Annotated in this window: 13 protein-coding genes; 7 read left to right on the top strand and 6 right to left on the bottom strand. The window is 71.2% G+C overall.

The window, feature by feature from the left end; translation table 11 throughout:
• The 6 genes from ACFWJ4_RS22335 to ACFWJ4_RS22310 form a co-directional block, all read right to left on the bottom strand.
• Positions 1–1,127, bottom strand: a 1,127-nt coding sequence (locus ACFWJ4_RS22335; protein WP_380546349.1) for a beta-ketoacyl synthase N-terminal-like domain-containing protein, incomplete at its 3' end; no start/stop codon positions are given.
• Positions 1,128–1,159: 32 nt separating this feature from the next.
• Positions 1,160–5,788, bottom strand: coding sequence for an SDR family oxidoreductase (locus ACFWJ4_RS22330; RefSeq protein WP_380546347.1), 4,629 nt, complete (start codon positions 5,786–5,788; stop codon positions 1,160–1,162).
• Positions 5,781–8,234: an amino acid adenylation domain-containing protein gene (locus ACFWJ4_RS22325; RefSeq protein ID WP_380546345.1), complete on the bottom strand. Its 2,454-nt coding sequence runs from the start codon at positions 8,232–8,234 to the stop codon at positions 5,781–5,783. The genes ACFWJ4_RS22330 and ACFWJ4_RS22325 overlap by 8 nt, the downstream gene beginning before the upstream one ends.
• 152 nt (positions 8,235–8,386) lie before the next feature.
• Entirely contained in the window at positions 8,387–8,950 is a 564-nt protein-coding gene (locus tag ACFWJ4_RS22320) for a class I SAM-dependent methyltransferase (RefSeq protein WP_380546344.1), read from the bottom strand.
• Between the two features lie 313 nt (positions 8,951–9,263).
• The gene (locus ACFWJ4_RS22315) at positions 9,264–11,255 is read right to left on the bottom strand and encodes a carbamoyltransferase C-terminal domain-containing protein (RefSeq protein ID WP_380546342.1); all 1,992 of its coding nucleotides are present in this window, start codon (positions 11,253–11,255) and stop codon (positions 9,264–9,266) included.
• Positions 11,256–11,582: 327 nt separating this feature from the next.
• Entirely contained in the window at positions 11,583–11,795 is a 213-nt protein-coding gene (locus tag ACFWJ4_RS22310) for an acyl carrier protein (RefSeq protein WP_380546351.1), read from the bottom strand.
• A 194-nt stretch (positions 11,796–11,989) separates the two neighbouring features.
• Here ACFWJ4_RS22310 and ACFWJ4_RS22305 point away from each other — a divergent pair, with 194 nt between their 5' ends.
• The 7 genes from ACFWJ4_RS22305 (at position 11,990) to ACFWJ4_RS22275 (ending at position 21,415) form a co-directional block, all read left to right on the top strand.
• Positions 11,990–13,033 carry a TauD/TfdA dioxygenase family protein gene (locus ACFWJ4_RS22305; RefSeq protein WP_380546340.1) on the top strand — a complete coding sequence of 348 codons (1,044 nt, stop codon included), beginning with the start codon at positions 11,990–11,992 and terminating at the stop codon, positions 13,031–13,033.
• 279 nt (positions 13,034–13,312) lie between these two features.
• Positions 13,313–14,386 carry a pyridoxal-phosphate dependent enzyme gene (locus ACFWJ4_RS22300; RefSeq protein WP_380546338.1) on the top strand — a complete coding sequence of 358 codons (1,074 nt, stop codon included), beginning with the start codon at positions 13,313–13,315 and terminating at the stop codon, positions 14,384–14,386.
• A gap of 76 nt (positions 14,387–14,462) precedes the next feature.
• Entirely contained in the window at positions 14,463–15,605 is a 1,143-nt protein-coding gene (locus ACFWJ4_RS22295) for an acyl-CoA dehydrogenase family protein (protein WP_380546336.1), read from the top strand.
• 20 nt (positions 15,606–15,625) lie between these two features.
• Positions 15,626–16,891, top strand: coding sequence for a condensation domain-containing protein (locus ACFWJ4_RS22290; protein WP_380546334.1), 1,266 nt, complete (start codon positions 15,626–15,628; stop codon positions 16,889–16,891).
• A 211-nt stretch (positions 16,892–17,102) separates the two neighbouring features.
• Positions 17,103–18,839, top strand: coding sequence for an ABC transporter transmembrane domain-containing protein (locus ACFWJ4_RS22285; protein WP_380546329.1), 1,737 nt, complete (start codon positions 17,103–17,105; stop codon positions 18,837–18,839).
• The gene (locus ACFWJ4_RS22280) at positions 18,836–20,593 is read left to right on the top strand and encodes an ABC transporter ATP-binding protein (RefSeq protein ID WP_380546327.1); all 1,758 of its coding nucleotides are present in this window, start codon (positions 18,836–18,838) and stop codon (positions 20,591–20,593) included. Before ACFWJ4_RS22285 ends, ACFWJ4_RS22280 begins: the two co-directional genes overlap by 4 nt.
• A gap of 48 nt (positions 20,594–20,641) precedes the next feature.
• On the top strand, positions 20,642–21,415 hold the full coding sequence (locus ACFWJ4_RS22275) for a thioesterase II family protein (protein ID WP_380546325.1): 774 nt from the start codon (positions 20,642–20,644) through the stop codon (positions 21,413–21,415).
• Positions 21,416–21,436 lie beyond the last annotated feature (21 nt).

Below are 21,436 nucleotides of genomic sequence, written 5' to 3'. Positions count from 1 at the left end.
TTGGCGAAGTCGATGTCGGGGTTGCCGCGGGTGTAGTTCAGCGAGGCGGGGAGGAGTTCGTGCTTGAGCGCGAGTGTGGTCTTGAGCAGGCCCGCGATGCCGGCGGCGGCGTCGAGGTGGCCGATGTTGCCCTTGACCGAGCCGAGGGCCCAGGACCCGGTGTCGCCGAACGCCCGTGACAACGCCTGCACCTCGATCGGGTCGCCCAGCGAGGTGCCCGTGCCGTGCGCCTCGACGTAGTCGATGTCCGTGGGTGCGAGGCCCGCGCCGGCGAGCGCGGCGGAGATGACCGCGGCCTGGCCGGTGACGCTCGGGGCGGTGAAACCGACCTTCACCGCGCCGTCGTTGTTGATCGCCGAGCCCCTGATCACGGCGTGGACGGTGTCGCCGTCGGCCAGCGCGTCCTCCAGCCGCTTCAGCGCGACCAGACCGACACCCGTCCCGAAGACCGTGCCCCGGGCGTCCGCGTCGAACGGGCGGACGTGCCCGTCGGGGGACACGAAGGACCCGTCCTGGTGCAGGTAGCCGGTGCCCGGATTCGGGTCGACGTGGACGCCACCCGCCAGGGCGAGGTCGCACTCCCCGGCGAGCAGGCTCCGGCAGGCGGTGTGGGCGGCGACCAGTGCGGTCGAGCAGGCGGCGCGCAGCGAGACCGCCGGGCCCTTCAGGTCCAGCTTGTACGACACCCGGGAGGCCAGGAAGGCGAGTTCGTTGGCCACCAGGATCTGGGTCTGGCCCAGGGTGTCCACGATCTGCTGGTGCGAGTAGACGTGCTGGACGTAGCGGTTGGCCCCCGCGCCACCGAAGACGCCGATGCTGCCCTCGTACCGGGCGGCGTCGTAGCCGGCGTGCTCCAGCGCCGCCCAGGCCGTCTCCAGGAAGAGCCGGTGCTGAGGGTCCATCACCTCGGCCTCGCGGGCGGTGTACCCGAAGAACTCCGCATCGAACAGGTCGCTGCCGGCGAAGGCGGGCGCGGCCTTGACGTAGTTCGGCTGCCCGAAGACTTCGGGTGGCACCCCGGCCGCCGTCAGCTCCTCGTCGGTCAGGGCGACGATCGACTCGACGCCGTCGCGCAGGTTCGACCAGTACTCGGTCAGGTCCCCCGCGCCGGGTAAGCGTCCCGCCATCCCGATGATCGCGACACCACCGCGCGCCGCCATCACTGCGCCGCCCGAAGGTTGTCGATGAGCGCGCCGAGGGTGCGTACGGTGGGGCCCTCGTAGACGATGGTCAGCGGTACGGCCACCGCCAGCCCCTGACGCAGTCGGTGGACGACCTGCAGGCCGAGCAGTGAACTGCCGCCCAGTTCGAAGAAGTTGTCCTGGACGCCGACGCTCTCCAGGCCGAGCAGCTCCTGCCAGATCTCCGCCACCCGGTGTTCGGTCTCGCCGTTCGGGGCGACGAACGGGTTGCGCAGGTTGGGGCGCTCGTGCCGGGCGGCCGGGGCCGGCGCCTCGGCCACCGGGTCGGCCCACAGCTCCTGACGCAGCGTCAGGTCACCGGTGGAGGTGATGATCTGCGCCTGGGGCACCGCGTCGAGCAGGGCGTCGAACACCTGTCGGCCCTCGGCCGGGGTGAGTGCCAACTCGCGTACCGCCGCGCCGAGTTCGGAATTCGCCCGGTCCTCCTGGGAGAAGTGCCAGGCCTCCCAGTTGACGCTGGTCCAGGGCAGGGCCGCGCTGTGGTGCCGCTGGGCGAAGGCGTCGAGCGCGGCGTTCGCGGCGGCGTACGCACCGAAGCCGAGCCCGCCGAGCAGCGAGGCGATCGAGGAGCAGATGACGGCGAAGTCCACCTGCTGGTCGGCCAGCACCTCGTGCAGCACCTGCGTGCCGTAGAGCTTGGGGCCGAAGTGCCAGGAGGCCTCCTCCGCACCCAGGACCGCGACCTCCCGGTGGGCCGCCGTGCCGGTCGTGCCGGCACAGTGCAGCACGCCGTCGATCGGGCCGAACTCCCGCAGGACGCGCTCCTTCAGGGCGAGCATGGCCGTGCGGTCGGAGACGTCCGTGGCGGTCACCAGCACCTCGGAGCCGAGCGCCTCGATCTCCTGGACGGCACGGATCGCGGACCGGACCGCTTCCGGGTGCTGCGGATCGGCCCAGCTCTCCCGGGGCGGCAGACCCGTCCGTCCGAGCAGCACCAGGCGCACCGCGGCCCGGTCGGCGAGGGCACGGGCCATCAGCAGGCCGATCTTCCCGAGGCCGCCGGTGACCAGGTACACCCCGCCGGGGCGGACCGGGGAACCACCCCGCGGGCGCGGCGCGCCGGTCACGTACGTCGGCGCCCAGCGGTGCCGACCGCGCAGCGCGATGGTGCGCTCGGCGGGCGGGGCGGCGAGGTCGGCCAGCAGCTGGTCGACCAGCCCGGGTACGGCCTGCGGGCCTTCGGGGCGGAGGTCGAAGTGGACGCAGCTGAGCGAGGGGTACTCCTGCGGCAGCACCTTGCACAGGCCCTGGACGGTGGCCTTCGGCGGGCAGAGCGGCTCGTCCCCGAGGACGGCGTGCACCTCGGAGGACAGCACGTCCCAGCGCTGCTGCCGTGTCATCAGCTCGGCCTCGGTGGCCTGGACCCAGTGGACCAGGCTGTCGAAGGAGCGGTGCAGCAGGGCCCGGACGTCCTCGGGCGCCGTGGCCCGGTCGGCGTCGTCGCCGACGCTCCAGCAGTGCACCACCCGACCGGGCAGCGGCCCCTCGGCGCGCAGCGCCTCGGCGAGTCGCTCGAAGTGCTCAGGCCGGGCAGGGTCGAGGACGTACTCGCGCTCGCTCCTGCGGTGCCACTCGGCTCCCCGTGAGACCGTGCGCACGGTGGCGCCGAAACCTTCGAGGCGGTCGGCGAGGTGGTGGCCGACACCGGTCTCGTCCGCGAAGACGAGCCAGCGCTCGTCGGCCAGGCCGACCTCGGCGGGCTGCGGTGCGCCGGCCAGCCGCTGCCAGGACGGCGTGTAGAACCACTGGGGCAGGTCGCCGCGCCGCTGCTGGGCCGAGCCGCTGCCGGGCTGGGCGGTGCCGGGTTCGAGCCAGTAGGTGCGCCGCTCGAAGGGGTAGGAGGGGAGCGGGACCCGCCGGGCGCCGGCCGTGGCCGGGAAGGGGCGCTCCCGGCCGGCGAGCCAGAGGCGTCCGGCGGCCCGCAGGAGCGCGGTGCGGTCGCTCTGCCCGAGGAAGGCGCCGGGGAGGGACGGGAGGACGACCCGGTCGGTGCCGGCGGCGGCGGGGTGCTGGATGGCCCCGGGGGTCAGGGCCGGCGCGGGGCCGATCTCGACGATCGCGATGTCCGGGACGGACCACAGGGTGGCCAGGCCGTCCGCGAACCGCACGCTCTCCCGTACGTGCCGGGCCCAGTACTCGGGGCTGGTGGCCTCGTCGTCGGTGATCCAGGTGCCGGTCAGGTTGGAGACGAACGGCACGGCCGGGGCGTTCAGCCGGACCGAGCGGACCAGTTCGGCGTAGCGCTCGACGACCGGGTCCATCATCGGGGAGTGGAAGGCGAAGCGGGTGGTCAGCCGGCGGGTGGCGATGTCGGCGGCCAGCAGTTCGCCGGCCACCCGCTCGATGCCCTCGACGGTGCCGGAGAGCACGCAGGTCTGCGGGCCGTTGACCGCGGCGAGGCAGACCTCCGCGTCGGTGTACCGTGCGACGGCCTCCTCGGAGAGCGGCACGGCGAGCATCGCGCCCTCGCCCTGTTCCTCGATCAGCCGTGCGCGCTCCGCGACCAGGCGCAGGGCGTCGGGCAGCGAGAAGACCCCGGCCGTACAGGCCGCGACGTACTCGCCCAGGCTGTGACCGATCATCACCTCGGGCTCGACCCCCCAGGCGGCCCAGAGCTTGACCAGGGCGTACTCGAGGGCGAACACCGCGGGGTAGCCGAGGCGTGGCTGGTCCAGCGGGTGCTCGCTGCGCTCCGGCTGGAGCAGCAGCCTGCTGAAGTCGAGGAGCTTCCCGGGGGCGGCGTCCGCGGACTCGTCGACGGTGAACACGAGTTCGCGGATGTCCGTGCCGAGCAGCGGCTCCAGCAGTCCGGCGCACTCGTCCATCGCTGCCCTGAACTCCGGCTCCTGGGCGTAGAGTTCGCGCGCCATGCCGGGGAACTGGGAGCCGAAGCCGGTGAACATGAAGGCCACCGGCCGGTGCGGGGCCTCGGGCGCGGTCGCGGTGAGCAGCCGACCGTCGTCGCGGGCGTCGAGCGCCGCCAGCGCCTCCTCGGTGCCGCCGGCCACCAGCATCCGTCGGTACGGGAACGCCCGGCGGCCCTGCTGGAGGGTGAAAGCGACATCGGCCAGCGGGAGTTCGGGGTGCGCCCGGAGGTGGTCGTGCAGCTGGTCGGTGGCCGCCTCCAGGGCCTCCGGGCTCTTCGCGGAGAGCACCAGCAACTGCTCGGCGCCGTCGGCCTGCCGGGATTCGCGCGGCAGCTCAGGGGCCTGTTCGAGGATGACGTGGGCGTTGGTGCCGCCGAGGCCGAAGGAGCTGACCCCGGCGCGGCGCGGGCCGTCGCCCTCGGGCCAGGGCAGCAGCTCGGTGTTGACGTAGAACGGGCTGCCGGCCAGGTCGATCCGCGGGTTGGGCCGCTCGAAGTGCAGGGTGGGCGGCAGCTGCCCGTGCTCCACCGCCAGCACGGTCTTGATCAGGCCGGCGACCCCGGCGGCCGAGTCGAGGTGGCCGATGTTGGTCTTGGCGGAGCCGAGGGCGCAACTGCGCTCCCCGACCCCGGAGTAGGCCGAGGCGAGTGCGGAGAACTCGATCGGGTCGCCCAGGATGGTGGCCGTCCCGTGCAGCTCGATGTAGCCGATGCTCTCGGCCGGCACGTCCGCGTTCGCCAGCGCGGTGGAGATGACGGCGGACTGGGTGGCGGCGCTGGGCGCGCTGAAGCCGGCCCGGCGGGAGCCGTCGTTGTTCAGCGCGGAGCCCTTGATGACCGCGTGGATGTGGTCGTTGTCGGTGATCGCGTCCTTGAGGCGCTTGAGCACCACCATCCCGACGCCGTCGCCGCCCACCGTCCCCTGGGCGCGGGCGTCGAAGGTGCGGCAGTAGCCGTCCGGCGAGAAGATGCCGTCCGGGCGGTAGACGTAGCCCTTGCTCCTGGTCCCGTCGACGGCGACGCCGCCGGCCAGTGCGGTGTCGCACTGGTAGGCCAGCAGCGCCTGGCACGCCTCGACCACGGCGACCAGTGACGTGGAGCAGGCGGACTGGATGTTGAGGGCGGGGCCCTCCAGGCCGAGCTTGTAGGAGACCCGGCTGGCGAGGAAGTCCGGCCGGTTGCCGATCACCGTCTGCTTGTCGCCGAGGATCTGCGCGGCGCCGGGCTGGGAGGCGATGTTGAAGAGCAGGTAGGTGTTGTTGCCCGCGCCCGCGTAGACGCCGACCAGGCCGTCCTGCCGGTCGGTGTCGTATCCGGAGCTCTCCAGGGCGGCCCAGGCGCATTCGAGCAGGACCCGGTGCTGCGGGTCCATGAGTTCGGCCTCGCGCGGGGAGTAGCCGAAGAAGGCGGCGTCGAACTTCTCGCTGTCCGCCAGCGGGTAGCCCGCGCCGACGAAGTTCGGGTCGGCCAGGGTGGCGTCGTCCACGCCCCGGGCGGCGAGCTCCTCGTCCTCGAAGCGGGTGACGGAGCAGACGCCCGCCCTGAGGTTGCTCCAGTACTCCTCGACCGTCCGGGCGCCGGGGAAGCGGCCGGCCATGCCGACGACGGCGATGTCCAGACTGTCGTCGAACTCGGAGAAGCCGTCGGCCTGTTCGGAGTCCGGCTCGGTGTCCGGCTCGGTGTCCGCGGTGGGGTCGAGCTCGGGGGAGTACTCACTCATGGTGACCTCGCTTCGCTTGCAGCTGCTGCTGGCGGCGCTTCAGCAGGGCGTTCTGCTGGGCGCTCCTGCCGCGGGTGGCGGCCGGTGCCACCCCCTGCCTCTGCTGCGAGAGCAGCTCGGCCTGGGCCCGGACGGTGGTGTGCTGGAACAGGTCGAGCAGGTCGACCTCCCGGCCGGTCGTCGCCCGGAGCCGGTGGTGCAGCCCGACCATGAGCAGGGAGTGCCCGCCGATGTCGAAGAAGTTCTGGTCGGTGCCGACCGCCTCGGTGTGGAGGACCTCCTGCCACACCTGCGCCACCAGTCGCTCCAGTTCGTTCCGCGGTGGCAGCGGCGCGGTGGCGGGCTCGGCGGGCCGGGGCAGCCTGCCGCGGTCGACCTTGCCGTGCCCGGAGAGCGGCAGCCGGTCCAGCGTCACCATCGCCTGCGGCACCATGTGCGGGGAGAGCCGGTCCCGCAGGTGGCGCTCCAGCCCGGCGGTGCTGAACCCGGGGCCGTGCGGCTCGATGTAGGCGACCACCCGCCGGTCGCCGGGGACGTCCTCGCGGACGACGGCGATGGCGTGGCGCACCTCGGGGTGGCTCTTCAGCGCGGCCTCGATCTCGCCCAGGGCGACCCGGAAGCCGCGGACCTTGATCTGGTCGTCGCGCCGGCCGAGGAAGGCGATCGTCCCGTCGGGCAGGCGGCGGACGATGTCGCCGGTGCGGTAGAGGCGGGAGCCCGGCCCGCCGCCGAGGGTGTCCGGGACGAAGGCCGCCGCGGTGAGGTCGTCCCGGCGGTGGTAGCCGCGGGCGAGGAGGTCGCCGCCGATCAGCAGCTCTCCGGCGACGCCGACGGGCGTGGGACGGCCCGCCGCGTCCACCACGTGGGCCCGGGTGCCCGGGAGCGGAACGCCGATCGGCGCGGTCTCCCACTCCGCCTCCGGGTGGTCGGCCACGGCGAGGGTCAGCACACCGACGGTGGTCTCGGTCGGACCGTAGTGGTTGAAGACCCGGCAGTGCGGGACGAGGCGCTGGAGGGCGCGCAGCCAGCGCCAGTCGGAGGCCTCGCCGCCGATGACCAGCAGGCGGCGCGGCAGGAGCTCGGCGAAGCGCGGCGAGGTCTGGAGGGCCCGGAGGTGGGAGGGCGCGATCTTCAGGCAGTCGACCCCCCGGGTCTGCACCCAGTCGGCCAGCCTCTCCGCGTCCAGCGCGACGTCACGGGAGATCAGCTGGACCTCGCCGCCCGTGCACAGCGGCGGGGCGAAGGCCGTGACGCTGGAGTCCACCGTCAGCGGCTGCACCATCGCGTAGCTGAGCGGCCCGTCGATGCCGAGCCGCCGGACGACGGCGCGGGTGTAGCCGACGAGCTGGCGGTGCTCGATCACCACGCCCTTGGGCTTGCCGGTGGAGCCGGAGGTGTAGAGCAGGTACGCGGCGTCCCCCGGGGCCGAGTGCCCGGCCGGCGGGTCCTGGTCCGGCCGGCCGGTCAGCACGGTCAGCCCGGCGTCGAGCTCGACCACCCGGTGTCCGGTGTCGAGCGGGGCCGTCGCCACCACGATCCGCACGGCCGCGTCGGCGAGGATGCCGTCCCGCCGCTCGACCGGGTCGTTCGGGTCCACCGGTACGTACGCGCCACCGGCCTTGAGGATGCCGAGCACGGCCACCATCAGCCGCACGTCGCGATCGGCGCAGAGGCCCACCGTCACCTCGGGGCCGACCCCGCTCTCCCGCAGCAGGTGGGCCAACTGGTTGGCCCGGGAGTTGAGTTCCCGGTAGCTGAGGGCGGCGCCCTCGGAACGGACGGCGATCGCTTCGGGGGTGCGGGCGGCCTGCTCCTCGAAGAGCCGGTGGAAGCACCGGTCCGTCGGCTCGCCCGGGACGCCGTTCAGCGCCTCGACGACGCGCTCCTCCCCGGCGGTGAGCAGGGGCAGCTCGGACACCGACCGGTCCGGATCGGCCGTCGCGCCTTCGAGCAGGCGCAGCAGGTGGTCCACCGCGCGGCGGGCGGTGGCCGGGTCGAGGACGTCGGTCGCGTGGACCAGGTGCCCGGACAGTTCGCCGTCGGGGCAGGAGAGCCGCAGGTCCAGGTCGCAGTGGGTGGTCTCGGGCACGGGACGCGGTTCCGGCCGGAAGGAGAATCCCGGCCAGAGGTGGACGGCCGCGCCGGTGCGGACCTCTTCGGCCGCCGCCAGCGCGGCGCCCGCCCGCCGGACCAGGTCCCGGAAGCTCCCGCCGGCCTCGACGCGGACCGGCGTGGTCACCCCGGCGCCGTTGGTCACCCCGACCGCGAGCTCGGTTTGTCCGCCGTACCGGTGCAGCAGGGCCAGGTGGAGGGCGAAGGCCGCCGCCGGGAGCCCTCCTCCGCAGGCTTCACCCAGGTGCCGCAGGGCGGCGGTCGCCCCGGCGGGGACGACGAGGGGGACCGAGCCGGCCCGGTGGTCGCGCCGGGCCGGAGGCGTCCGGTCCAACGGGAGCTCCGGGGCGGCAGGCAGCTCGGCGGGGCGCCCTTCGGCATCGGGGCCGGGCACGGGAGGTGCGGGGTGGCGCAGTGTCATGAGGGTTGCCTCGAGGAGTCTGGGGGCAGGACGTACGTCACCCGTCTCGCCGGAACGGGCCACGGCTACGCGGATCGCTTGGTGCAGAGATAGACCTGGTTGCGGCGGTGGTCGGCGGGGACGTCGATGATCTCGACCGACTCCGAGAGCGAGTGCAGCAGCGCCTCGAACGGGCCGGCGGCGTAGCGGTTGAGCCAGATGTAGCCGTCGGCCGTCTCGCGCCGCAGCAGCACCTCGGTCTCCCGCGGCACCTGGAACATGCAGATCACCACGGTGCGGCGGGAGACCCGGAACAGTTCGCGGACGGCGGTCTCGTAGTACGGCAGGCTCTCCAGCACGTGCCGGCAGTTCACCACGTCGAACGAGCCTTCGGGGAAGGTGAGGTCGGTGACGCTCATCTGCTCCCACCGCGCCTCGGGGTGGAGCCCGCGGCAGTCGTCGATGGCGGCCTCGTTGATGTCGATGCCGGTGTAGTCGACCTCCAGGCCCGCCGTCAGCAGGTGGCGGTAGGTGACCGTGGAGATGACACCGCAGTCGAGCAGTTCGAACGGTTCTTCGCCGTGCAGTGCCGCGATCCGCTCGGTCACGACCGCGTGCGAGGGGTGCCCGGCCCGGGACTCCTCGCTCATGTGAGCCATGTCAGAGGTGTGCGCCCAGAGCGATTTCGTGTTCACTGCGTTGATCCTCCGTACTGCTGGAGCGAAGCCGGTCATGACGGCACGGCCGTCCGGACGGTGGCTGTTGGGAGAGTGCCGGGCGCGCGGGACGCCGCCGGACCAGGGCCGTCGGGCGGCGCATGGCGGACGGTCCGGAGGGCCGTTCCAGGGTTTCCGCGGGCGCGGCACCCGGTTTCCTGCCACCCTCCGGAGCGGGAGAACCCTGGCAGCCGGCGGTGCGCGTGTGACATCCGTCCCGTCCCGGAGCACGAGAACTGATGTCACATCAGAAAGCCGCGCCTTCCTGGGACTCGGTGTCGAAGACCGCGTCCGGGCCGAACATCCGGGCGTGCTTCGCCGCGGCGAGGGCCAGCGTGCCGCTTGCATCCCGGGCGCTCGCGACCTCGGCCAGTTGGTTGACCACGGCGGGCTTCGCCAACGCCTGATCGCGCAGCTCGGGGGAGCGGGACATCAGGACCATGGCCGCGGTGGTGTAGCCCGACTCGACCCAGGACTCCCAGATCGCGTCGCGGTCCTGCTCCTGGCCCGCGAAGAGTTCCTCGCGACGATCGTGCCGACGCGTGGGAACCGGGCTCCGGCCGGCGGCCTCCGTGCGCAACCGGACGCGGCGGCCCGCGATGTAGGCGACGGCAGCGCCCTTGCGGATGGCGAAGTTCAGGGCCTGGGCCGCCGTGTCCACCACCGGCTCACCCTTGTCGTTCAGGGAGGTGTTGCACACCATCGGCACCCCCGTGGCTTGCCGGAACGCTTCGATCGCCCGGTGGAGCAGGGGGTTGGTCTCGGCGGACAGGGTCTGACGCCGGGCCGAATCGTCGAGGTGGAGGATGGCCGGGACCAGCCGGCGCTTGGACTCGGTCACGTACGCCGTCTCGAGCATGTAGGGCGAGGGCCAGGGGTCCTCGAACCACTCGCCGCTGTACTCCTCCAGGACGATCGGGGCCACGGGGCGCCACCACTGCCGGCTCTTCCAGTCGTTCAGCAGCTCCTTCGACCGGGGTGAGCGGGGATCGGCGAGGATGCTCCGGTGGCCCAGTGCGCGCGGACCGATCTCGGCCGCTCCGTCCGCCCACACCAGCGGTCCGGTGGAGAGGTCCTCGACGAACCGGGCCTCGGTGAACTCCTCGACGTCCTCGATGAAGTCGTCGAAGTGCTGCAGCGCGCTCTCGACGTCGGTGAGCTCGGAGCCGTGGTAGGCGGACTCTAGCCGGAAACCACCGCCCGGGAGCAGCCCCTCGCCGAGGAGGCCGAGGAGGCCGATCCCGAGGGACTGGCCGGAGTCGTTCGCGCTCGGCGGCGTGAGCAGGCCCTTGAATCCGTAGCGGCGCAGCAGGAAGGAGTTGGTCGGACAGTTGAGGGCGAAGCCGCCGCTCAGGGAGAGGTACGCCTGGCGCGGGTCCACCCCTGCCGATTCGAGCAGCCGGTCGACGTTGCGCACCATGACGAGCTCGCAGGCCGTCTGGACGATCTTCATGACCGCGGACTGCAGGTGCTCCTGGTGGGTGAAGCGGCTGTCCAGCTCCATGGACGGCAACTGGGACTCGGCTGCACGAATCACGGCCTGGACGAAGGGAAGCGTGTCGACCAGCGGTACTCGTCGGCCTCCGAACAGCTCCAGCTCCCGCACCGCCGCCTCGGTGTCGAAGGCGATTTCGGTGGGGCAGGCCGACGCCAGGGCCATCAGGGTGCCCGGCTCCTTGCCGAACTCCGACGACGCGGCGTCGTAAATCGGGGCCGGGGATTCGACCGGAGCGAAGTCGACGTCGCCCTTGGCCGACACGCAGCCGGTGTACCAGTACTTCTTGCCCGTCCGGTCGAGGCCGAAGTCGGGCCGGCCATCCAGGGCCATTCCGATGATGGTCTCGCCGCGGAACACCTCGGAGTCGAGGAGCAGTCCGCTGTAGAGGTGGGCGAGGCTGTGGATCGGGAAGTCCTCGGCGCCCGTCGGTAGCTTGATGTCGGCGTGGTGCGGCAGGCCGGGCGTGCCCCAGGACAGGCTCACGTCCTCCGGGGAGAGCCCTTCGGCCGCGAGCAGTTCGGTCAGCACCTTGTTGTAACGGTCGACGGTGAAGAGTGGCCAGAAGTGGTGCTTCTGTCCGCTGACGCGCTCGAGCTCCCAAACTCTGACGAGTTCGACCCGCGAGTCGTGACTGCGCCAGAGCGCGATGTTCTGGTCGTGGCGCGGTGCGATGACGGATAAGCTGCCGGGCGGGGAGATGTAGCTCGACAGGAAGTACTTCGCGGCTGGGTACGCGGTCACGATGTCTCTTTCGGCGGTTGGACAGTGGCTGCTGGCTCTTCGGGCCAGACGGTCCTGGAAACGGCCCGCGTAGGCGGTCGCGAGGCTGCCAGGGCCGGCTCGGCCGGGCGTCGGTGTCCACCGGCGACGTCAGGTGCGACAGACTGTCCCGGTCGGGTGCGATCGGGCCTCGGGCCGGAACGCCGGCGGCGGCCTGCACGGGGACTTCGACCCTCTACGAGGCCTCGGGACGGGGACGGCGGTGACGGACTCCGACCCCGCATCCTCATGTGTATGCGCCGGCCCCGAGGCGAGCGACGGGATCGCTCCGGTCCGTCCGTGGCGGGACTACTTCGAAGCGGGGATCCGCTCCTCGACGAGCTGGACCAGTTCACCGACGTTGGCCACGGTGAACATGTCGACGACGTCCAGATCGACGTCGAACGTGCTCTGGATCGAGACCATCAGGCGGAGCAGCGACACGGAGGTGGCTCCGAGGTCATCGAAAGTGCTGTCCAGCGAGACTTCAAGGGGGGCGAATACTTCGGAAATCACCGACATCAAGTCGTCGGACTGTGCGTTCGACATTTTGTGTTCCAGATCTCTTGCATTCGAGGCCTATGCAGGTAATTGACCCTATGGTGTTGCTGGGACATCGTCAAGTCTCTTTTTCTGGTTGGCAGACGGCTGATGTCCAGATTGTGTCGCGTTGGGTCAGGTGGGCGAGATTGGTGTGAAACGGGCGTAGTGAAGCAATGGCTTGTCGAGTCGGCACGCTTTCCCTGGTCGAAGGCTCGACAGGACGTGGGTGCCCTGGGGTAGGGTGGTCCACGTTTGATCGCACAGGCACGCCATTGGGGGTTCTGGTGTCAGAAATGACTTTTCGGCCTCTCACGCCTATCACTGGCGCGGAGGTGGAAGGCGTCGATCTCGCGGCGGAGTTGTCGCCGGCCGTAGTGGCCCGCCTTCGTGAGGCCCTGGTGCGTCACAAAGTTCTCGTTTTCCGGAATCAGCCGATGAGTGACGCGCAACAGGTCGAACTCACCAATGCTCTGGGTGGTGCCACTGCGGCACATCCCATCGTGAACGGTCTGAGCGAAGCCCCCGCCGTGTTGCGGACCGCACTGTCGGAGGAGCGACGGGCGCTGGCCGAGGCCGAGGCCGGCCTCAGTCATCCGTTGAAGGGATCGACGCCGCGGCGCCTGCGAACCGAGTGGCATGTCGACAGCACCTTCGTGGTCAATCCGAACGCCATCACCATTCTGCGCGGTGTCGAGATTCCACCGGTCGGCGGCGACACTCTCTTCGCCAATCTGGAAGCGCTCTACGAAGGGTTGTCGTCCTCCCTCCGGGGGTACGTCGACACCTTGCAGGCGATACACTCCCGACACGCCCCGACGGCGGCGCCCCGCTTCGACGGCAAGCCGGCCGGCCCCTTCGCGGCCGTGCACCCGCTGGTGCGGGTGCACCCCGAGACCGGTGCGCGCAGCCTGCTCGTCAGCGCCGTCTTCCTCCAGGCCATCCGCGGTCTCAAGCCCCGCGAGAGCGCGGCCCTGCTGGACTTCCTTCTCGACGAGCTCGCCGGGCGGGACGAGATCCACGCCCGGGTCCGCTGGGAGCAGGACACCCTCGTCATGTGGGACAACCGCGCCGTGGCCCATGCCGGTCCGGTGGACGGCCTGATGTTCCAGGAGGAGCGGATCGTGCACCGCACCACCGTCGTCGGCGACGTGCCTCGCGGGCCCGACGGCTTCGTGTCGCGTGCCCTCATGGGAGGCCGGAGCGAAGCGCTGGCCTGAGAGGCCGCGCCGTGACGCCACCGCGATCAGGTGGTCCATGCAGGTCAACTCGGTCATACATGTAGATGTACTGGCATCGTGGCTCCGGCATAGATTCGGGTCAGTCGGTCCATTCTCCGGTAACTTCTGTGGGGGAAAAGCAAAATGCCGGTCGTCGACCACTGTGCAAAAGCCGAAGCGCCGCCCAAGTACCGCCTGTTATGCGTCAACTGCGGCTGGGAATCCGACCCGGAATTCCGGCTCCGATGTCCCCGATGTTCGGGTGCGCTCGATCCCAGGATGAACCTGGAGAACGTCACCGAGCATGACGGTGACCGGCCTGAGCTGACCTACCTGGACTTCCTTCCGGTCGAATCCGAGCACTTACTCGACGCCGGCATCAGTGTGCGGACCCCCTGCCGTCCGGCCTCGCGCCTCGGAGCGGTCATCGGTCTGCCCCGCCTCTGGGTGAAGGACGAGTCCCAGCAGCCGACCGGGACCACCAAGGACCGGCTGGCCTCCGTGGTCCTGGCCGTGTTCCGGCAGTTCGGGATCAAGGAGTTCGTCGCCTCCAGCACCGGGAACAGCTCCACCGCCCTGGCCCGCGCTGTGCGGAGGGACCACTCGATGCGGGCACACTTCTTCTGCGGCCGTGACTTCACCGGCGACCACGACATCGAGACCGGCGACCGGGTGTCCCTCACCGTGGTGGACGGCAACTACGCACAAGCCACCCGGGCGGCCCAGGAGTTCGCAGCTCGGAAGGGCCTGGTCTGGGAGGGCGGGTTCTTCAACTGGGCCCGTCGCGAGGGCCTGAAGCTCACCTACCTGGAAGCCTTCGACGCCATGGACGACAAGCCCGACGTCGTCGTCCAGGCCATCAGCAGCGGCATGGGGATGATGGCCGCACGCAAGGGCGTGGCAGAGTACCTCGCCTGCGGCCGGCTCACCTCCTCGCCCCGCTTCGTGATGGTCCAGCAGGACACCTGCGCGCCGATGGCCGCGGCCTGGCGGGAGGGACGGGCCGAGCTCACCGAGGACGACGTCATCGAGCACCCGACGGGTCTGGCCCGGGCCATCCTGCTCGGCGACGGCCGGGCCACCTATCCCTACATGCGGGACATCGCCACCGAGAGCGGTGGCTCCATCGTCTCGGTGAACCAGGACGAACTGGTCCAAGCCCGTACGATGCTCCGCGAGCTGGAGGGGCTGGACGTCTGCCACTCCTCGGCCGCGACCATTGCCGCGCTGCGCAATGAGGTCGCGGCCCGGCGGATCACCCCGGACCAGGTCGTCCTGGTCAACCTGACCGGCCGTGAGCGGTACACCGCCGCCGACGCCGGACCGGCCCTCGCCGCCGCCACCGCCGGCTGAGCCTCCCCCTCTCCGAGCCGGATGCCACCGCTCCCACCGGAGTGATGCGCCCGCCCCCACGTTCGCAAGGAATGCGTTGATACTCAGTCACCTCACCCCACAGCAGGCCGAGCGCCACGCCGAGTTCCGTGCCTTCGCCGACCGTGTCCTGGTCCCGCAGGCGGACCGCTGCGACCGCGAGCAAGCGGTCTCCCGAGAGATCGTCGCCGACCTGGCCGGGCAGGGCTACCTAGGCGCGCCCGTCCCGAAGGAGTTCGGCGGCCTCGGCATGGACTGGGTCGAATACGGACTGCTCACCGAGGAACTGGGCCGAGGCTGCCAGTCGATCCGTAACCTCGTGGCCGTGGAGGACATGGTCGCCCACTCGATCCACAAGTGGGGAACGGAGGAGCAGAAGCAGCAGTGGCTCCCCCGGATCACCTCGGGCCGAACCCTGGCGGCCTTCGCCCTGACCGAGCCGGACGTCGGCAGTGACGCCGCCGCCGTCGGGACCACGGCGACGGCCGACGGCGCCGATGTCGTCCTGCGCGGCACCAAGAAGTGGATCAGCTTCGCGCAGATCGCGGACCTCTTCCTGGTCTTCGCCACGTTCGAAGGGCAGCACACCGCCTTCCTGGTGGAGCGGGACACTCCCGGCCTGTCGGTGGAGCCGATCGAGGGCCTGCTCGGCCTGCGCGGCTCGATGCTCGGCCGAATGACCTTCGACGACTGCCGGATCCCGGCCGCCAACCTGGTCGGGCGTCCCGGCCTCGGCCTCACCTTCGTCGCCTCCAGCGCCCTCGACCTCGGCCGCTACAGCACCGCCTGGGGCTCCGTCGGCCTGGCACAGACCTGTCTGGAGGCCTCGACGGAGTACGCCGGCCGCCGCACCCAGTACGGCACCGAGATCCGCAACCACCAGCTGGTCCAGCAGCTGCTGGCCGACATGCTCACCGACACCATCACGGCCCGGCTGCTCTGCTACCACGCCGGGGTGAGCAAGGAGCGGGGGGAGACGGAGTCCGTCAACCACACCCTGCTGGCGAAGTACCGGACCTCGACGATCGCCGTCAAGGCGGCCGCCGACGCGGTGCAGATCCACGGTGCCCAGGGCATCGGGGCGGAGGCTTCCGTTCAGCGTCACTACCGGGACGCCAAGGTGATGGAGATCATCGAGGGCACGACGCAGATCCAGCAGACCATGCTCGGCCAGTTCGCCGTCCGGGCGGCCCGGCTGTGAGCGAGCTCCGGACGGGGGCGGTGACATACGGTCAGCTGTCGGTCCTGCGTTCGCTGGAGACACACGGCCCCGACCATCGGGCGGTCGCCAATCTGGTCAGCGTCTGGGAGGTGCCGTTCGGTCTCGGCGCGGCCCAAGTAATGGACGCCTGGCTCCAGTTGGTGGCGAAACACGAGTCGCTGCGGACCACCTACGACCTGAGCGGCCCGACACCGGCCCAGACGGTCCACCCGTACCGCCCGTCCCGGGTGGCCGCGCTGGAGCTGGCCGAGGACAGCTTCGCGGCGGCCCTCCGGCTGGGTGCCGAGGCGGCCGTCGAGCCGATCGACATCGAGACCGAGTTGCCGTGGCGCGCGTTCGTCACCACGCACCAGGGGGACGCGCTCCACCTGGTCACCGTGATCCACCACGTGGCGGCCGACAACGGTGCGCTGCGGGTGCTGGAGGAGCAACTCGGTGTCCTCCTGGAGGGCGGGGCGCTCGGGCCGGTGGTGCAGCCGCTGGAAATGGCGCAGGAGCAGCAGGAGGAACCGGGCACCCGGAGCGTCCGGCACTGGACCGAGGCCTGGAGCCGGCTCGTCCCGGCGGACCGGGATCCGGAGGACGCCACCGAGCGACGCCGGGCGTCGCTCTACAGCCTGGAGGGACTGACCGCCGCGCAGGAGCTCTCCGACCGGCTGAAGATCTCGGTCCAGTCGGTGGTGCTCGGCGTCGGCGCGCTCGCGCTGTCCCGGCTCAAGCGCACCGAGCGGATGACCTTCGCGCTGATGGCCGCCAACCGGCTCACCACCCGGTGGGTGCCGCTGGTCGGCTCGCTCAACCAGTTCGCCCCGGTGACCGTCACGGTCGACGAGGAGGCCCACCCGCTGGAGTATCTGCGGGCCTGCTACGTCCAGTCCATGACGGCGTACATGAACGGCTGCTACGACGTCGACGCGCTGAAGGAGAGTCTCCGGGAGGCCGGCCTGCCGGAGACGGACCCCACCGCCTTCGCCAAGCACTACAACTTCCTCGGCGATGTGGACGCCGAGCCGGCCGCCGGGTCCCCCCTGCGCACCGGGATCGAGTGGCGTCCGTCCACCCAGCGGTCAGGGCCGAACTTCCACCTGGCAGTGGCCACGGGGAAGGGAATCCTCATCGGAGTGGGCGCGAGCCGCGATTATCTCGACGGAAATCTCCCAGCCGTTCTCGCGGCGTCGATCGAGGCTGGTCTGATCAATATGTCCAAGGGGTCCGAGAACTCCCTGGCAGAAGTTTCACTGGATAATCCTTGGCGAATGTTCTGAAGAGCGGAAGAATGCGGGGAGAAAAGCTTCTTCCCCCCGCACTTCGGCATCCCTGGGCTTGGTCGAGCCAGTTCTAGAAGCCTGCACAGATTCCTCGAAGCTGCTTCTTCATCATGACCACCTCCTGTCCGTGGTGACTATAGCCACAGACGGTCGGGAGGTGGAAGGAAAATCTGGATAAGGCCCAGGAAAGATGGTTAGGATTTCACTCATGACGGATTCGAATGCCGATCCGGGAACCCCGGATCACCGAAGTGCCGCGCGTTACCTGTGGTGGCTGACCATGAGTCAGCGCCGACGGGTGACGGGCGGCGCGGTGATCGGCACCCTCTGGATGGTCGGCCTCCTGCTGCCGCCGTACCTCATGCAGCGTGCGATCGACGACGGGCTCCAGCGGGGGAGGACCGGCGTCCTGGTCGGCTGGGTGGCCGCACTGATCGGCGCCGCGCTGCTCAACGCATGGCTCGGCATCATGCGCCACCGCATCATGACGCGGGTCCGGATGGACGCCACCTTCCGCACCATCAAGGTCGTGGTCGCGCACTCCACCCGGCTGGGTGCCGAACTGCCCCGAAAGGTGACGGCCGGCGAGGTGGCCAGCATCGGCGTGGGCGACGTCGCGCAGATGAGCCAGACACTGACGATCACCGGCCCCGGCGTCGGCGCCGTCGTGGCGTACCTGGTGGCGGCCGCGCTGCTGCTGTCGGTCTCCGTCTCGCTCGCCCTCGTGGTCCTGCTCGGGGTGCCGTTGCTCGCGGTCGTGGTCGGACCGCTGCTGGAACGCCTCCAGGGCGCGGAGTCCAAGTACCGCGCGCAGCAGGGGGCGCTGACCGCCCGGCTCGGGGACATCATCGGCGGCATGCGCGTACTCAACGGCATCGGCGGCAAGGAGATGCTGGCCGGCCGATACGTGCGCGGATCGCAGGACCTGCAGGCCGAGGGCTACCGGGTCGGCGCCGTGACCAGCTGGATCCAAGCACTCTCGGTCGGCCTGCCCGCCCTCTTCCTCGCGTTGGTGACCTGGCTGGCCGCCCGGATGGCAGCCGAGGGCACCATCACGATCGGCACGCTGGTCGCCGTCTACGGCTACGTCGCCGTCCTGGTGGCACCGGTCTCCAGCTTCATCGAGAGCGGATACGACCTCACCAGGGGCCTGGTCGCCGCTCGACGCGTCGTCCGGATGCTCGACCTGAAGCCCGCCTTCGAAGACGCCGCAACACTCCGGCCGGCCCATGACGAGCCATCAGCACTGCACGACGCCGACACCGGTGTGGAACTGGTCCCGGGCCGGCTGACCGCGATCGTCAGCGCTCGCCCAGCCGATTCCGCGGCCGTGGTCGACCGGCTCGGCCGGTACAGCGCATCCGCTGCGACCTGGGGCGGCGTGCCGCTCGCCGACGTCGCCCTGGCCGAGATCCGCAGGCGGATCGTGGTGGCGGACAACGACGCCGACTTCTTCTCCGGCACGCTGCGCACCGTGGTCGACGGCCGGTCCGAGCACACCGGCCCGGCCATCGCCCAGGCCGTCCGAGATGCCGCGGCGGAGGACATCGTGCAGGCACTGCCCGATGGCCTGGACACCATGATCCAGGCCCAGGGCAGCAACCTCTCCGGCGGACAGCGCCAGCGGCTGCGGCTGGTCCGTGCCCTGCTGGCGGACCCGGAGGTGCTCCTGCTGGTCGAGCCCACCTCCGCCGTGGACGCCCACACCGAGGCCGCCATGGCCGCCGGGCTGCGCCGGGCGCGGACCGGGCGCACCACCGCCCTCACCTCGACCTCCCCCGTCCTCCTGGAGCAGGCCGACACCGTCTGCTACCTCGTCGACGGCCGTCTGGCGGCGGCCGGCCCGCACCAGGAACTGCTCGCAACAGAGCCCGGCTACCGCGCGCTGGTGGCTCGCGGCGAAACCGCCACCGAGTCCACGCCCGCCGAGGAGGCCGTCCGATGACCGCTCAGACCGAGACCGCCCCCGGACGGCTCCCGATCGCCGGTCCCGCCGAGGTCCGCCGGGCCGCCGTGAACCTGATGAGGCAGGACGGCCGTGCCGTCGCCGTGACGCTGACCCTCAACGGACTGGCCGCGGCCGCCGGACTGGGCGGCCCCTGGCTACTGGGCCGCATCATCGACGACGTCCGGGGCGGCGCCGGGACCGGACACGTCGACCGACTCGCCCTCGGCATCCTCTGCTTCGCGCTCGCGCAACTGCTCCTCGGCCGCTTCGCCCGCTACGCCGCCCACCGCTTCGGCGAGCGGACCCTGGCACGGATCCGAGAGCGGTTCGTCGACCGCTCCCTCGCCCTGCCCGCTTCGGTGGCCGAACGCGCCGGCGTCGGCGACCTGCTGACGCGCGGCACCGCCGACGTCGCCACCGTCGGCTCCACCTTGCGCGACGCCGGGCCGGAGGTCTCCGTGGCGCTCGTCCAGATCCTCCTGATCCTGGTCGCCATGCTCGCGGTCAACCCGCTGCTCGGCATCTGCGGGTTGCTCTGCCTCTCCGGGATCTGGTTCGCCACCCGCTGGTACCTGCGCCGTGCACACACGGGCTACCTCGCCGAAGGCGCCGCCAACTCCGCGCTGATCGAGATCCTCACCTCCACCGCCACGGGGGCCCGCACCGTCGAGGCCCTGGGTCTCCAGGACCGCCGCATCGCCGCCACGGCCAAGGCGGTCGAGCACTGCCGGGGCACCCGTACCTACACCCTCAGCCTGCGCACCGTGCTCTTTCCCGTGGTCGAGTTCTCGTACATCGCCCCGGTCGCCGGCATCCTGCTGCTCGGCGCCGCCCTGCGCGACAGCGGCGCGGTCACCACCGGCGCGGTCGTCGCCTGTGCCCTCTACTTCTGGAAGCTCTCCGAGCCGCTGGACAAGGTCCTGCTCTGGCTCGACCAACTCCAGCGCAGCAACGCCTCCTTCGCCCGGGTCGAGGGCGTCGGCCAGGTGGACGCCCCGGCCGTGACCGGCGGCGGCCGCCCCGAGGACGACCGGATCGACGTGGTCGACGTCCGGTACGCCTACCAGGGTGAGCGGGACGTCCTGCACGGCGTCGACCTCACCGTCCGTCCGGGCGAGCGGCTGGCGATCGTCGGCCCTTCCGGAGCCGGCAAGTCCACTCTGGGCCGGCTGCTGGCCGGGGCGGAGACGCCCCGCACCGGACGGGTGACGGTGGGGCAGGTGCCCGTCGCCGAGCTCGACCCGGCCCAGCTGCGCCGACACGTCGTCCTGGTCTCCCAGGAGCATCACGTCTTCCTCGGCACCGTCCGGGACAACCTCCTGATCGCCGCGCCCGCCGCGACCGACCAGGACCTGCTCGCGGTGCTGGCCGCCGTCGACATCGACTGGCTGGACGAGCTGTCGGACGGGCTGGACACCGAACTCGGTGCCGGCGGGCTCCGGCTGGACGCCCAGCAGGCCCAGCAACTCGCCCTGGCCCGAGTGGTCCTGGCCGATCCGCACACGCTGATCCTGGACGAGGCCACCTCCCTGCTCGACCCGACCACGGCCCGGCACACCGAGCGCTCGCTGGCGGCTGTGCTCAAGGAACGCACCGTGATCGCCATCGCCCACCGCCTGCACACCGCCCACGACGCGGACCGGGTCGCGGTCATGGAAGGCGGCCGGGTCACCGAATTGGGCAGTCACGACGAGCTGTTGGCGGCCGGCGGCGGATACGCCGCGCTGTGGAAGTCCTGGCACGGCGCCTGAGCGCCTCCCGGCCCTCCCGACTCTCCCGACCAGTAGGAGCGGAACCCCATGCACTCGGCACCACCACAGACGGCCCAGAGCTGGGTCCGGCCGATTCCCGGCCGGACCGAGCCCGGCGCCCTCCGGCTCTTCTGCTTCCCGTACGCCGGGGCAGGCGCCTCGGTCTTCCGGGGGTGGGGCGCCGGACTCCCGGAAGGAGTGGAGGCATTCGCCGTGCAGCTGCCGGGTCGGGAGGACCGGTTCTTCGACCGGCCGATCGCGGACCTGGAAGAGCTGCTGGACGTCCTTCTCCCCGCCCTGCTCCCGTACCTGGACCGGCCGTTCGCCTTCTTCGGGCACAGCATGGGCGCCATCGTCAGCTGGGAGCTCGCCCGCAGGCTGCAGCGTGAGCAGGGGCTGGAGCCGGTCCGGATCACGGTGTCCGGCTGCCGGGCGCTACCGGCCCACGAGTCCAGAAAGCCGAGTGAACTCGACCTCTCCGACGAGGAGCTGATCAACGAGCTCCGCCGTCTCAACGGCACACCGGAGACGCTGCTGCAGAACCCGGACTTCGCCGCCTTCATCCTGCCGACCTTCCGGGCCGACCTCTCGCTGTTCGCCGGCTACGTCTACCGGCCGGGCGAGTTGCTCACCTGCCCCGTCTCGGCCTTCGGCGGTGACGCGGACCCCAGGGTCGCCGAGGAGCACCTCCAGGGCTGGGCCGAGCTGACCACCGGCCGGACCGAGGTGGAGGTCTTCCCCGGCGGCCACCTCTTCCTCAACGACGAGCGGGAGGCCGTGCTCCGGAGCGTGTCCAGGGCGCTCCCGGTCGTCGGCCACTGACCAGTACTTCTTTTCGAACCC

Source organism: Kitasatospora sp. NPDC127067 (assembly GCF_042724755.1).
Classification (GTDB): domain Bacteria; phylum Actinomycetota; class Actinomycetes; order Streptomycetales; family Streptomycetaceae; genus Kitasatospora; species Kitasatospora lactacystinica.
Note: the sequence above shows the minus strand (reverse complement) of the source record. Positions and strands in the feature narration are given on the sequence as shown.